Genomic DNA, 14,174 nt, shown 5'->3' with positions numbered 1-14,174 from the left:
TTAATTATTCCTCAACACTATGCACAGCAAACTTATGTAGTGGCAAGCTGAGAATACAGGAAAATGTTAAAAAATATGACAGGGTAGTAGTAATTCTCAAAGACATGGTTACAGATTCCCAAGTGTCAGGTAATATCATTTTTTCAAGACCAAAAGCAATGCAGTAAACCAGCCAGTAAGAAAAGCTCATTCTCAATAAAATTTTCTCTGTTTCTTCTGGATCATCTGGTTTTTGCCGCTTATCCCACAGCAATAATAGCCCCAAAATACAAGCTAAAAAGGAAACAGCAACAACAAACTCATGACAAAATAGATTTACTGAGTGCATTTGCCTTAATCCCAACTATTTTTATTTCTCTACCGCAATTAGTCTAAAGGAATATTCTGGACAAATATACAAAAGATTTACAAACTGCAATAGTTAATCACTATATATGTAAAATATTGTAATGAAAACACAGGATCAAGTTAATAAGATATTTACAGCACTTTTTTGGGTCGAGTACTCTAGGTTGAAGTGCTGATCAATTAAAAAACAGGTATTAAAATTGCTATTATTTTATATAATGAAATAATTAGTTGGTTTCTTGGGTTGGTTTCTTGGAAATGTAAAATAATTAAATTAATAATGATGAACTACTCCAAAAAATCAACTCTTATCTAAAGTTCGAGCATAATTAATCAGAATTAGCGATTTATGAAGACCATACCCATTCAATTACCAGATACTGTGTTTTCTGCACTCCGTAAAACTCCTGAAGAATTTGTCCAAGAAATGAGAATTGCAGCCGCCGTCAAATGGTATGAACTAGGTGATATTTCACAAAATAAAGCAGCAGAAATAGCTGGATTGAGTCGTAGAGATTTTATCAATACTTTGTCTCGTTATCAAGTTGATTTTATGCAATATACTGCGGAAGAATTAGCTGAGGATATGACGAATGTTGATTAATCACATCATCATTAATTCTTCACCTCTAATTGTGTTATTTAAAAGTCAACAAGCGGAATTATTGCCACAATTGTTTAGAGAAATCCTAGTTCCTGAAGGAGTGTTTCAAGAAGTTACTCAGGGAAGAAAAAATGATATTGCGTCAAGACAATTATCTACTGTTTCTTGGATACAACGAGTAGCAATTGATAGCATAGAACCTGAAGTAGCAGCTTGGGATTTAGGACAGGGGGAATCGCAAGTATTGAGTCTAGCTTTGAAAAATTCAGGTTATGCCGCTATTGTAGATGATAGAGCAGCACGACGTTGTGGCAGATCATTGAGTATTATCACTATGGGGACAGGTGGTTTATTAATACTAGCTAAAAAGCGCGGCTTAATTTCTAGTATATCTCCTAGAATTGAAGCTTTGCGTGATGCTGGCTTATGGTTATCAGACAATATAGTAAATATATTAAAAAAAGAAGCTGGGGAATAAAAATTTTAGGAATGAGTGTTATTAATTTTAAAAGTTATTTTGTTTTTAACGCTGCAATATTTAAGTTAAAATTCACTTGCTTACCAGGAGTTACCAACTATGAACCAGCGACTCAATCAAGAGCAATTAAATCAAATAATCGCTGAAATACAACGTTTACAGCTACGTCAAGAAGCAGAACTTGATCAAGACCAGGTTAAGGAAATTTTACAAGAATTAAATTTATCACCAGAATTATTAGATGAAGCTTTAATTCAATTACGTCGTCGTCAAGCTTTGGAGGTAGAAAAACGCCGAAACCGTTTGATTGTTTTGGGGGTAGTTGGAACTATTATAATAGCATTAGGTTTCACAATCTTTTTTAATCAACAAAAAACTTCTCAACTGGCTAATGTTTCTACCCAGCAAGACCGTATTACTCTAGCATCAGATAATGGGGAGAATTTGAAAACTATTTCCCGTCCAAGTGAAATTTTCTATCGTGTAACTTTGGAAAATGCACCTATTGGTAACAAGTTATCTCTCTCTTGTAATTGGATTGATTCTAGTGGTACAATTGTTAAACAAAATAATTACCAAACTCGCCCAATTACTACTTCTGTTTGGGATACACGCTGTCGTCATACTATTAATTCAGACGCTAAGGTGGGTAATTGGCAGGTACAAATGTTTTTAGAAAATCGGAAAATTAGTGATGAAGGGTTTAGGGTTGAGTAATTTTATTGGTTATTGGGGTTTTGGTTGTTGGGAAGAGTTGGAGGAATGGCTCACGCAGAGACGCAGAGGCGCAGAGAGAGGAATTAAGAATGAGTTGGTGGGAAATATTTTTAAAGGTGGGGTTGAAAATTTAAGTTATGCGGGTATTTCTGCGTCGGGAATTTCTGGTTTTACTGATGCTTGGGTGAGTTTGAATGATTGTTTGATTTTGACTAGAGAACCTTTTGGACGTGTTCCTTTATTTTGGACTCAAGTGGAAGAAATAATTTGGTTTTCTTCTCAATTACAATTACTTTTATTAATTTTAGAACAGCCACAAATTAGTATTTCTGGTTTATATGGTTATAGTTGTTTTTCATATCTTCCTAGTCCTCTAACTCCGGTTAATCAGGTGTTTGTTGTACCTGCGGGAACTGAGATGCTTTGGAAACAAGAATCGGGTAAGGTATCTTTACCTCAATCTCGCAATATCTACTCTTGGTCTGAATCAGGGGAACGGTTAAATGATGAAGTAACGGCGAGTAATCAATTACAAGTTTTATTAAAGGCTTCCGTAGAATCACAGATTGTTGATTTGCATGATCAGCCTGTTGGAGTGTTTTTATCTGGGGGTTTGGATTCTTCGGTGGTGGCGGCTTTACTGGTGCAAGCCGGGGTGAATGTTCGCGCCTATACACTAGATTTCGGGGAAGAGGGGATTCCTGAATATCCCTATGCTGAACAGGTGGCGGCGTTTTTGAAGATTCCTTTGGTCAAGGTGGATGCTAGTCCTCGCAGTATAAAAAAGGCGTTGGTTTCTACTGTCCAGGCTTTAGATTTGCCTTTTGGTGATGGGGTGACTGTTCCTTTGTATCTCCTCAATCAAGCCGCTAGTCAAGAAACTCAGGTGGTTTTTAATGGGGAAGGTGGTGATCAGTTATTTGCTGGCTGGACTAATAAGCCTTTAATTGCTGCTGGTGTTTATCAAAGTGGTGAGGAAACTTTTATTCAGCAATATCTCCGTACTTTCCACCGACTTTGGGGATATGAAGCGCAAGTGTATCAGCCGGAAATATATGCACAGATTCAAGGTTTAAATGCTGAGGAATGGCTGTTGGATGCTTTTGATCCTTTTTTGTCTTCTTTGATGAATCGGCTGCGTCGTGCCAGTTTAATGTTGAAGGGAGCGCAGAATATTCATCCCCGTGCAACTGCTTTGGGTTTTGCTCATGGGTTGGGAGTGCGATCGCCCTTTTGTAGTTTACCTCTGGCTGAGTGGACTTTTCAACTATCTGGCGAACTTTGTCTCCAAGCAGCCTGTGAAAAGTATATCCTCAAGCGGGCTGTGGAAAATTGGCTTCCTCCCGAAATTGTTTGGCGACAAAAGCGGGGTATGGGTGTTCCTTTGACTTCTTGGTGTTTAAATGATTTTTGGCACGATCTAGGTGATTGGTTAAATCCGGGTATACTAAATGATGAAGGCTATTTTTCTCCTCACATCGCTGCACAAATTGTTACCGGCGAATTGGGAGGGGCTTTTCAAGGACGACGGGTGGGTGAGATTCTTTGGTTGCTGATTATGTGGCAACTCTGGTCTTCTCACGTTTTTGGGGCAAAAATCGGTAAAAAATCTTTAAATCATCCATTTTGGTTGCCTCGTGGGTTATGGAAAATGTACAGAAAAGTAGTAATGAGTTAATTCCCCCGTTTTCGCTGGAATTTGCTCAGGATTTATTGAAAATTTACGGTTCTCCTTTGTATGTTTACGAGGGCGATCGCTTACGTGATACTATTGAAGGCATTGGTAAAGTTTTTACCTATAAACCTACTAAATTTCATTTCGCTACGGTGACAAATGGTAATGTTTCACTGTTGAAAATCTTTCGAGATTCGGGTTGGGGACTCCATGCTAATACACCGGGGGATATTTATTTGGGTTTGAATGCAGGTTTTAAAGCTTGTGATATTGTTTACAGTGGTAGTAATTTGAGTTCTGGGGAGATGGAACAGGTTTTAAGTTGGGGGGTAACTACTTTTAATCTTGATAGTCTGTCTCAGTTGGAGGTGTTTTTGGCTCACGCAGAGACGCAGAGACGCGGAGAGGAGTTGAGTGTTGGTTTGCGTTTGAGTTTGCCGGAAATTACTGGAGAGGGTCGGATTGGTGTGGGTTGTGAGGAGTTTGAGGAGGCGATAAATGTTACTGATTCGGTAGGGGTGAAATTGACGGGTTTACATTTCTATCGTGGTACGGGAACTAATGCTACAAAGGCTTTTACTGATGTGATTGATCGGATTTTGTCTGTGGGTAAGTTGTTACCAGATTGGCAATATTTAGACTTTGGTGGAGGGTTTGGTTTTCCGTATAAACGCGGTGGGGTGGCTTTTGATTGGCAAATGTTTGGGACTGAGTTAAGTCAGAGGATTGGCAATTTAGGATACAAGATTAATTTAATCATAGAACCGGGACGGAGTGCGATCGCTGGTTGTGCAACTATGTTAGCTCAGGTTGTGTCGATAAAATGGCAAGGAAAGAAACAAATTGTTGGTGTTGATACCACTGTTGCTAATCTTTCTGTTCCTTCTGTACATGGTGGATATCGGGAAATTGTGACTTGGAAAAATGTTGATAATTGCCAAGTTTACACCACAGATGTTTGTGGAAATACGACCTATTCACGAGATTATTTAGGTAAAAGTTGTCAACTCCCCGCTTTGGAAGTTGGTGATATTATCGCTATTTTAGATGTTGGTGCTTATGGTTATGCGATGTCTTCTCATTTTTTACATCGTCCCAAACCTGCGGAAGTTTTACTAGAAAATAATACCCATCGTTTAATTCGTAAACGGGAAGATTACAGCGTTTTACTTACTAATCAAATCTACTAAATTTATGAAATGTATTAATTGCGGAACTGACAATAATTTAAAAGACAGAACAGCAAATCAAGGAAGATGCAAACAATGTAATCATCCCTTTGCTTTTGAACCGACAACAATGGGAGATTTCAAAATTACCGATTCTATGTTTGCTAAATTTATTAATGATATTTCTGCTAATAACACTTTGTTTTTTACCCCAAAACAACTATTTTATTTTTTAGATAATCGGCTAAAAAATAAAGCCTCATTGTCAATTTCTGGTTTTATCGGAACTTATCTTTTCTTTAACATCTGGACTACATTATTTTTTGGTGGAATTTCTACTTTCATAATACCAGCATTTAAATCTGTATTTAAAGTAAATATTCCAGATAACTCTGGGTTTATCATAGCTAATATAATCTTTCAATTGGTAATGATAGTTCACTTGTTTAAACAAACCAATTCACCAAAAATAAACAATAAAAATCGTCAATCAAGTGCTAGGGCTTTACAAATTCTCGGAGTTTTTGTTATTATTGGTGGAATAATTGTCAGTATAACTATATTTGAGTCATTTATTCTATTTGCGATCGCTGTTATTATAGGAATGATATCAATATATTTAGGAACTCGACAAATAGGGAAAGTTAAATTAGTTCAGGAGTATTTATTTTCTCAATCGCAGTTTCAACAATGGTTAACTAGATGGGAACAAATTAACGGTTCACTACCAAAAATTCTCCCAACTCCACTAGAAGAAAGTACACCAGCTAAAATTAATCCTGATGTCACAGCTTACAGTTTTGATAGATTAGTTGTTTGCGGTGATGCTAATATCGCTCAATTACTAATCGCTAATAATTTCCACTTTGAAAATAACTGTGCAATTCTCAGCATCACTGGTTATCCCCAAAGTATTTTTGCAACTACAATGGAAATGCTACGTCGTAACCCCAATTTGCAAGTTTACGCATTACATGATTGTAGTCCAACGGGAATAATGTTAATAAATCATCTCCGCACCAGTTCCAGTTGGTTTCTCAATAGTAATGTTGTAATTGTTGATGTGGGATTATTACCCCGACAAATTATAGCTACAAAACGAGGAATGTTTATTCAATTTTCTGAAGAATCTATAGAATTAGCTAAACAATTACCTCCAGAAGTTCGTCAAAATCTATCTACTGAAGAATTAGCTTGGTTAGATGCTGGTAAATTTGTAGAGTTAGAATCTTTCACACCCCAAAGATTAATCAAGGTTCTGCGAAGTGGAATTTCTGGTAACATTAATTTAGAAAGTGATGAAACGAGTTCACTTATAGGAAATGATATATACGCTGTTGAAAGTTTTGGTTAATTTCAACTAAATTTCTAAAACCATTCGTATATGTTCTACAATTATTTCTGGTGGAGTAAAAACATCCACACAAATAGCATTATCCGGCTTTTCAAGAACATCAAATTGACTTTTTAACAATTTTTCATTCATAAAGTGATTCTGGCGTTCTTGTAACCGTTGTTGAATTAAATCAAGAGAACCTTGGAGGTAAATTAACTGAATCTGACTATCAATTAATAGAATTTGACGATAACTGTCTTTAAGTGCAGAACAAGCCAAAACCACATTTCTATTTTCCTTTAGCCATTTCTTAATAGCAGCTTGCAAAGTTTGTAACCAAGGTATTCTATCATCATCATTAAGAGGTATACCAACTCTCATTTTTTCAATATTCTCTAGTGAGTGAAAACTATCACCATCATAAAATTCCCAGTTTAATGATCTAGCTAAGAGTTGTCCAATAGTTGTTTTACCAGAACCAGAAACACCCATTAATAGAATTATCATGATCTAGAACTTTGCATTTTTGCGAGAAACCCATTTATTAAAATCAAAAATATTCACTATTATGTCTTTAACCGAAGAAATTCTTTCTCAATTACCCGGTAATGTTTTAGGAGGATTGCGTCGCACTGATGAAATTTTAGCATCTTTAAGAGCAAACGACGCACCAATACCCAACGTAGTAACAGAAAATCCCCAACCTTTAGACTTAGTGGAATGGGATGTAATTGTCTGCGGTGGAACTTTGGGAATTTTAATTGGTTGCGCTTTAGCTGTGCGGGGTGTGCGGGTAGCGTTGCTAGAACGGGGAATTTTGCGGGGGAGAGTACAAGAATGGAATATTTCTCGCAAAGAATTGGAGGTATTTCGGGAATTGGACTTGTTGACAGAACAGGAATTAGAAAGAGCGATCGCTACTCAATATAACCCAGCGCGAGTTAGCTTTCAAGGTGGTACAGAAATTTGGGTAGAAGATATCCTCAACATTGGTGTAGATCCAATTTATTTGTTGGAAACTTTAAAAACTCGGTTTCTATCTGCGGGGGGAATGTTATTTGAAAATACACCCTTTAACAACGTAGTAGTTCATCCCAACGGGGTAATAATTAACAACCAATTCACAGCTAAATTATTACTTGATGCAATGGGACATCTTTCACCCATTAGTCAACAAGCACGTCAAGGGAAAAAACCAGATGCACTTTGTTTAGTTGTGGGAAGTTGCGCTCAAGGTTTTCCAGCAAATTCCACAGGTGACTTATTATTATCTTTTACAAATTTGCAAAATCAATGTCAATATTTTTGGGAAGCCTTCCCCGCTAAAGATGGAAGAACCACCTATTTATTTACTTATTTGGATGCAGATCCTCAACGGTTGAATTTAGAAATTTTCTTTGAAGAATATCTGCGCTTATTACCAGAATATCAAGGTGTGGAACTTAATCAGCTAAAATTTCAAAGAGCATTATTTGGCTTTTTTCCTAGCTATCGTCAAAGTCCAATTAAAACCCCTTGGAATCGGATTTTACCAGTGGGAGACAGTAGTGGAAGTCAATCACCGGTGAGTTTTGGCGGTTTTGGTGCAATGGTACGTCACTTACTCAGATTAACTTATGGTATAGATGAAGCACTGCAAACTCAGCAATTATCAGCCTCTTCATTAACAATTCTACAACCTTATCAACCAAATTTGAGTGTAACTTGGTTATTTCAAAAAGCCATGAGTGTGGGTGTCAATCAAAAAATTCCTCCAGCACAGATTAACCAACTCCTTTCTGTCGTGTTTGAAGAAATGCAACAATTAGGAACACCAGTTTTAAAACCATTTTTACAGGATGTGGTACAATTTTTACCACTTACCCAAACATTATTAAAAACAGGTTTATTTCATCCGGGTATAGTCGCCAAAATAATTCCGCAAGTTGGTCTAGCCAATTTGGTAGAATGGATGTTACATTACAGTAGTCTAAGTGTTTATACAGCCTTGTTTTCATTAAGTCCGATGTTAGAACCATTGGTTAAGAGTTTACCAAAAGAACAACTGTATTATTGGCATCGGTTGGTTGATAGTTGGAAATATGGTTCTGGGGGTGATTATGTGGAATAATATTGGGGTAAAAAAACATGATTGAACGGAAACCAGCAGGGGGAAAATATTTCGCAGTCTTGATTAGTTTACTGCGCGATCGCCATATTTTTCTAGCAGAAATTCGTCAAGGTGTGAGATTATCTAATAAAATCATTTCTTTGTTAGTTTGTAGTTCCCTATTTATTGCCATTTACGGCGGAATTATTGGTGCATCTCATAGTTGGATGCAAGCTTTATCTTCTGCTATCAAACTACCCGCACTTTATTTAATTACCCTGCTAATTTGTCTACCGACGTTATTTTTCTCTAGTATTATTTTCGGTTCTAAGCGCACTTTCAGCCAGTATTTCGCTTTGGTATTAACAGCGATCGCTCTCACCAGTGTTTTATTATTTAGCTTTGCACCAATTGCCCTATTTTTCTTAGTTTCTACCAACGATTACCATTTTTTAGTTTTGTTAAATGTCATCATCTTTAGTTTAACAGGATTCATTGGTATATCTTCTTTATATAATGCCACCAGCATAGTTTTAGAAGAAGATATTGAAGGTAGTAAAACCCGAAAAAAAATACTCCAATTCTGGTTATTTCTTTATGCTTTCGTCGGTAGTCAATTGGGATGGACACTCAGACCATTTTTCGGTTCACCCGATTCTGCTTTTCAACTATTCCGCGAGAGAGAAGGTAACTTTTATTTGAGTGTATTACAGTCTCTAGGATATTTACTGGGATTCCGTTAATTTATGTTAGAAAAGCAAGCTTACGCCACAAAATACTTTATTACCTTAATTAGTTTACTGCGCGACCGCACTACTTTTTTAGAAGAAATTCGTCAAGGTGTACGATTAGACAGTAAAATTAGTTCTCTTTTTGTCACCAGTTCTATATTTTTCGCCCTCTATGGTGGAATTATCGGTGCTTCTCATAGTTTCCCCCAAGCATTATCTAGCGCCATCAAATTACCAACATTTTACTTATTAACCCTAATTATCTGTTTTCCAACTTTGTTCTTTTTTAATGTTTTATTTGGTTCTAAAAGTAGTTTTAAACAGCATTTTGTCATCTTGCTGACATCAGTTGCAGTAATTAGCGTGCTGTTATTTAGTCTAGCACCAGTAACGCTATTTTTTATGATTACAGCCCCCGATTCCTATCAATTTTTTAAACTCTTAAATGTCTTAGTTTTTGCTATCACTGGAATCTTTGGGGTTAAGTTTCTTTATGAAGGAATGCAGTTACTTTCAGAACAAGATGAAACAGGTAAAAAGACTCGTAAAACTATTTTAAAATCCTGGTTGTTTCTTTATGGTTTTGTCGCTATACAATTAGGATGGTTTTTCAGACCATTTTTTGGCGCACCAGGGGCTAATTTTGAGCTATTTCGGGCTGTGAAAGGTAATTTTTATCTCGACATTATTCAAGCAATAACGGAAATTTTGGGCATTAATTAACTTGTCATTGTGAAGAAAGAAGTGGTAATAAACGTTCGCGAAGCGTGTCGGAGACATACCACAGAGGCACAGAGGACACAGAGTTATGAGACTTTGAGAGGTTAGCCACTTCTAACGTTTCTAATTATTATTAGACCTGTGGCAAAAATAATTATGTAATAATTTTATTGAACCGCAAAGACGCAAAGGTAAGAGGATATGTCAGAAATAGATAAAATTTACGATGTGGTAATTATTGGTGCTGGACCTATCGGTTTAGCAACGGCTATTGGTTTACGTCAGCGAGGGATAGAAAATATTCTGGTAATTGATCAAACTCGCGCTTTCCGTCCAGTTGGTCAAGTATTAGATATTCTTCCTAATGGTTTAAAAGCACTGAAGTGTTTAGATCATCAGGCTTATGAAGTATTAAAAAATATTTGTTTAACTAATTCTCAGCAATCTAACAATGGTAAACCTTCACCTGAATGGATTTATAAAAATTTGCAAGGTGAAGTAATTCGTTTAATTCCTTTAGGGTTTGATCATTGGCTAGAAAATTATGGCGAGGGTAGAGTATCTATACCTTGGTATGAATTGCAAACTACTCTCAGAAATCTCATTCCCCCAGAACAGGTAAAACCTAATCACCGTTGTGTTAATCTTGTTGATGAACTTGAAAACAATTATGTAAAAATAGATTGTGTATCTGATATCAATGTAGAAGCTAATCCCTACGCTTATTGGGGAGAAAATCAGGAAAATTTACCCCCAAATACAGATTCTTTATCACCCCAATTAACCTCAAAATCTTTCCGTGCTAAACTTATTGTTGGCGCAGATGGAATTAATTCTACAGTTCGTCAATTGATTTACACATCTAGTCCTGATATTGATTTTGCCAAACCAGAATATTCTGGATTTGCAGGGATATTTTGCATGGAAGTAGGTGAAATCCCAACAGCATTACAAACAGAATTAGAAGAAAAATTCCTAGATAGATCAGGAGTTTTAACAATTACTAATGATGACATCCCTAAAACCTCCGCAGATGAAGTAGAATCCAGATTGATGTTATTTCGTAACCGAAAAGGTCAACTGGGATATGTGATCCATTTGGGTGTTTCTATGGAAACTTTGCAGGACAAAACAGGAGATTCTTTAGTTAATTTAGCTGTACAAGAGTTAGAAAAATCAGGCTTTCCCTCCATTTTAACCCAATTAGTGCGTATCTCTTCCCCAGCAAATATACAACAGCGTCCCTACTACATTCACCACACCACTTCTAATAAAATTGAACCAACTTGGAGTAAAAGAAGAGTAGTATTAGTAGGTGATTCAGCCCACGGAATGCCCCCATTTATGGCACAGGGTGCAAATCAAGGATTAGAAGATGCAATTACAGTAGTAACTCTTATTGCTAACATTGCCAAACATAATAATTGGGATAACTTACAAGTAATAACAGAAGCCTTTGCCAAATATCAACATCTACGTCGCCCCTTTATGTCATATATTCAAAAAGCAACATTAACACGCTTTCCCCATTATTCAGAACAACAATGGCAAGATTATAGTCAACAAGTATATTCTCGCAATTTTGACCAAATAATTGATATTTTGTAGCTAATTAACATAGCCTAAAATGGATTAATTAAAAACTCTTACCTCTCTGTGTTCTCTGTGTCTCTGTGGTTAGTTTCTCCGAATATTTCTACCTAATTTACCTTTAATCCATGAATAATCAACTAGAAAACTACAATCCTAGCGGTATCGCTGAAATGAATGGAAACATACTCGGTTTACCATTCGATTACAAATCTGCAAACTTAATTATCTTCGCTGTACCTTGGGAAGTAACCGTTTCTTATGGTGCAGGAACAGCTAACGCACCACAACGAATTTTGGATGCTTCACGACAAATTGATTTATTTGATTTTGATCATCCTAATGGTTGGAAACAGGGAATTTTTATGGTAGAAATTCCCCAAAATATTCTCGATAAAAATCACTATTATCGCCAGGAAGCCGCTAAAATTATTCAACGACAAGCAGAAGGTAAACAATTAACAGATACACCAGATTTAACATCTACCTTAACTGCAATTAATCAAGCTGGTGAACAAGTAAATCAATGGCTATTTACCCAATGTCAAACAGCAATCAATCAGGGTAAAAAAGTCGCTGTAATTGGAGGTGATCACAGTTCACCATTGGGTTATTTTCAAGCATTATCACATAAATATAACGACTTTGGAATCTTACATATTGACGCACACGCAGATTTGAGAAATGGCTATGAAGGGTTTGAATTTTCCCATGCGTCTATCATGTTTAACGCTATCAAAATACCGCAAATTTCTAAATTAGTCCAAGTAGGGTTACGGGATATTTGTGAAGACGAAGTACAAATAATCAATGAATCAAATGGGAGAATTATTGCTTATTATGATCCAGCGATTAAACAACAATTATATTCTGGTAAAACTTGGCTAGATTTATGTCAAGACATAATTCATCATTTACCAGAAAATGTGTATATCAGCTTTGACGTTGATGGTTTAGATCCCAAACTTTGCCCAAATACAGGTACTCCTGTTCCCGGAGGATTAGAATTAGAACAGACTTACTTTCTGTTTCGAGAATTGGTAAATAGTGGGAGAAAAATTATCGGTTTTGATCTTTGTGAAGTCGGTGATGCAGAATGGGATGGTAATGTGGGAGCAAGAATAGTTTATAAATTAGCGAATTTGCTAGATTTATCCCAACAAACTAGCTAATCAATTTAAACCTCAAACTTTCCATTCATACGCTGTTCTAACAATTCTAATAACTCATCTACAGATTTAGCAAATTGCTCAAAACAAACCGATGGTACTGGTTCTGGTGCAAATTGAATTAACTTAATTTCACCTTTACCAATACCAATCATCACAACTTCTATTTCTGGTTTATTATTATCAATAATTCCCAGAAGTTCTTGCAGTCGATTTTCAACCTTATCATTTAACTTTTCTATCTCCGTTTGAGGACAATAGACAAAATGGGCAGTAGGTTGTAAATCAATACCAATGGTACCTTGACTGTCACCATTTTCTAACCACAACCCCCAAAATAGGGCGGCTAATTCTGGTTGATTTTCTTTGACAAATCTATCTAACTGGCCACGCCATTTGTTTTCTGCTGATTGCGGTTGAGTAATACCAAACATGATAAATTATAATTATTGGTAATTTAAAATTCTATTTTAACCCAGATTGTACACGCCAAAGACTTGTGTAAATGCCATTTTTCTCCAAATAGTTGTTCATGGGTTCCCGATTCCGCTAATTGTCCGTATTTCATGACATAAATACAATCAGCATTGCGGATGGTAGAAAGACGATAAGCATGACTTTCAGCTTCAAGATGAGCCGCTTCATAGTTAAAATAGTTAATACAAGCCGTTTATGGGAGAAATAGCTATGACAGTTGCAACTGCTAAAAAGATGACTTTGGAAGAATTTCTTAATTATGACGATGGGACGGATAATTTATATGAATTGGAGAATGGAGAATTAGTTCCTATGCCTTTAGAAAGTGAGATAAATCGACGCATAGCTATGTTTTTATTAATCTATTTTTCTAAATTAGGTATTCCCTATTACCGCTTGAGTATGAAAACAGAACTTGCTGTTAATAGTCGGCAGGTGGGGGTACGTGTTCCTGATTTGGTGGTGTTTTCTGAGGAGTTAGCTCAAGTGATGCAAAATGCTACGCGATCGCTGATTTTAATGGATATGCCGCCGCCTTTGTTGGTGGTTGAGGTGGTGAGTCCAAATCAGGAAAATCGTGATTATCGTTACAAGCGTTCTGAGTATGCGGCGCGGGGAATTGCTGAGTATTGGATTGTTGATCCGATGGGGCAAAGGGTAACGATTTTGGAGTGGGTGGAGGGTTTTTATGATGAACGAGCTTTTACAGGGGATGATGTGATTTGTTCCCCTTTCTTTAGTGATTTGAAGTTAACTGTGGCTGAGGTTTTACAGGGATGAAATAGGAACGCAGATGAACGCAGATGAACACAGATGAATTTTTCTTTTGCCAACAAAATGCTATTATTTAAATAATAATCTGGTAGTTGCTCCGTAGGAATCACATTACACGCGATCGCTACTTTAGAAAGTGTGGGTCAGATTGTAGGTGTAATTAATTCTGTCCCATTACTTAGGGATCAAAGCCAAATTGTCATAAAAAATTTAATTAATGACGAAGATCGCATTTATCTGTGTTAGTTTACTCAAGACTTAGCAATTATCACTAAGCACCATACAGGAGATAGAAAT

General features: G+C 36.4%; 15 protein-coding genes. 12 read left to right on the top strand and 3 right to left on the bottom strand.

Annotated features, from left to right (window positions below; translation table 11 throughout):
* Window positions 1–4: 4 nt before the first annotated feature.
* The gene (locus VB711_RS07095; protein WP_323285118.1) at window positions 5–328 is read right to left on the bottom strand and encodes a hypothetical protein; all 324 of its coding nucleotides are present in this window, start codon (window positions 326–328) and stop codon (window positions 5–7) included.
* Window positions 329–697: 369 nt separating this feature from the next.
* Here VB711_RS07095 and VB711_RS07090 point away from each other — a divergent pair, with 369 nt between their 5' ends.
* From VB711_RS07090 to VB711_RS07065, 6 genes are all read left to right on the top strand, one after another.
* Window positions 698–952 (top strand): UPF0175 family protein, encoded by a 255-nt coding sequence (locus tag VB711_RS07090; protein ID WP_323285117.1) that lies wholly within the window; start codon window positions 698–700, stop codon window positions 950–952.
* Complete coding sequence (locus VB711_RS07085) at window positions 942–1,430, top strand: DUF3368 domain-containing protein (protein ID WP_323285116.1); 489 nt, start codon at window positions 942–944, stop codon at window positions 1,428–1,430. Before VB711_RS07090 ends, VB711_RS07085 begins: the two co-directional genes overlap by 11 nt.
* A gap of 99 nt (window positions 1,431–1,529) precedes the next feature.
* Window positions 1,530–2,147 carry a DUF3859 domain-containing protein gene (locus tag VB711_RS07080; protein WP_323285115.1) on the top strand — a complete coding sequence of 206 codons (618 nt, stop codon included), beginning with the start codon at window positions 1,530–1,532 and terminating at the stop codon, window positions 2,145–2,147.
* Window positions 2,125–3,825 carry an asparagine synthetase B family protein gene (locus VB711_RS07075; protein WP_323285142.1) on the top strand — a complete coding sequence of 567 codons (1,701 nt, stop codon included), beginning with the start codon at window positions 2,125–2,127 and terminating at the stop codon, window positions 3,823–3,825. Before VB711_RS07080 ends, VB711_RS07075 begins: the two co-directional genes overlap by 23 nt.
* Window positions 3,792–5,012 (top strand): decarboxylase, encoded by a 1,221-nt coding sequence (locus VB711_RS07070; RefSeq protein ID WP_323285114.1) that lies wholly within the window; start codon window positions 3,792–3,794, stop codon window positions 5,010–5,012. Before VB711_RS07075 ends, VB711_RS07070 begins: the two co-directional genes overlap by 34 nt.
* Before the next feature lie 4 nt (window positions 5,013–5,016).
* Window positions 5,017–6,345, top strand: coding sequence for a hypothetical protein (locus tag VB711_RS07065; protein WP_323285112.1), 1,329 nt, complete (start codon window positions 5,017–5,019; stop codon window positions 6,343–6,345).
* A gap of 6 nt (window positions 6,346–6,351) precedes the next feature.
* Here VB711_RS07065 and VB711_RS07060 read toward each other — a convergent pair whose 3' ends face one another.
* Window positions 6,352–6,834: a gluconokinase gene (locus VB711_RS07060; RefSeq protein ID WP_323285111.1), complete on the bottom strand. Its 483-nt coding sequence runs from the start codon at window positions 6,832–6,834 to the stop codon at window positions 6,352–6,354.
* 61 nt (window positions 6,835–6,895) lie between these two features.
* On the opposite strand from VB711_RS07060, the gene VB711_RS07055 reads away from it, so the two are divergent.
* The 5 genes from VB711_RS07055 to VB711_RS07035 all read left to right on the top strand — a co-directional run bounded on the left by VB711_RS07055 (window position 6,896) and on the right by VB711_RS07035 (window position 12,629).
* The gene (locus VB711_RS07055) at window positions 6,896–8,437 is read left to right on the top strand and encodes an FAD-binding oxidoreductase (protein WP_323285109.1); all 1,542 of its coding nucleotides are present in this window, start codon (window positions 6,896–6,898) and stop codon (window positions 8,435–8,437) included.
* A 17-nt stretch (window positions 8,438–8,454) separates the two neighbouring features.
* The gene (locus VB711_RS07050) at window positions 8,455–9,159 is read left to right on the top strand and encodes an actin-binding WH2 domain-containing protein (RefSeq protein ID WP_323285108.1); all 705 of its coding nucleotides are present in this window, start codon (window positions 8,455–8,457) and stop codon (window positions 9,157–9,159) included.
* A gap of 3 nt (window positions 9,160–9,162) precedes the next feature.
* Entirely contained in the window at window positions 9,163–9,870 is a 708-nt protein-coding gene (locus tag VB711_RS07045; protein ID WP_323285106.1) for an actin-binding WH2 domain-containing protein, read from the top strand.
* A gap of 198 nt (window positions 9,871–10,068) precedes the next feature.
* Window positions 10,069–11,475 carry an NAD(P)/FAD-dependent oxidoreductase gene (locus tag VB711_RS07040; RefSeq protein ID WP_323285105.1) on the top strand — a complete coding sequence of 469 codons (1,407 nt, stop codon included), beginning with the start codon at window positions 10,069–10,071 and terminating at the stop codon, window positions 11,473–11,475.
* A gap of 110 nt (window positions 11,476–11,585) precedes the next feature.
* Window positions 11,586–12,629 (top strand): agmatinase family protein, encoded by a 1,044-nt coding sequence (locus tag VB711_RS07035; RefSeq protein ID WP_323285104.1) that lies wholly within the window; start codon window positions 11,586–11,588, stop codon window positions 12,627–12,629.
* 5 nt (window positions 12,630–12,634) lie between these two features.
* Here the strand turns inward: VB711_RS07035 and VB711_RS07030 are convergent, their stop codons facing one another.
* Entirely contained in the window at window positions 12,635–13,063 is a 429-nt protein-coding gene (locus VB711_RS07030) for a hypothetical protein (protein WP_323285140.1), read from the bottom strand.
* Window positions 13,064–13,313: 250 nt separating this feature from the next.
* Between VB711_RS07030 and VB711_RS07025 the strand changes: the two genes are divergently transcribed.
* Window positions 13,314–13,883, top strand: a complete 570-nt coding sequence (locus VB711_RS07025; protein WP_323285103.1) for a Uma2 family endonuclease — start codon at window positions 13,314–13,316, stop codon at window positions 13,881–13,883.
* The last annotated feature ends 291 nt before the right edge of the window (window positions 13,884–14,174 follow it).

Origin of the sequence: Cronbergia sp. UHCC 0137 (assembly GCF_034932285.1) — a bacterium.
Classification (GTDB): Bacteria; Cyanobacteriota; Cyanobacteriia; order Cyanobacteriales; family Nostocaceae; genus Cronbergia.
Note: the sequence above shows the minus strand (reverse complement) of the source record. Positions and strands in the feature narration are given on the sequence as shown.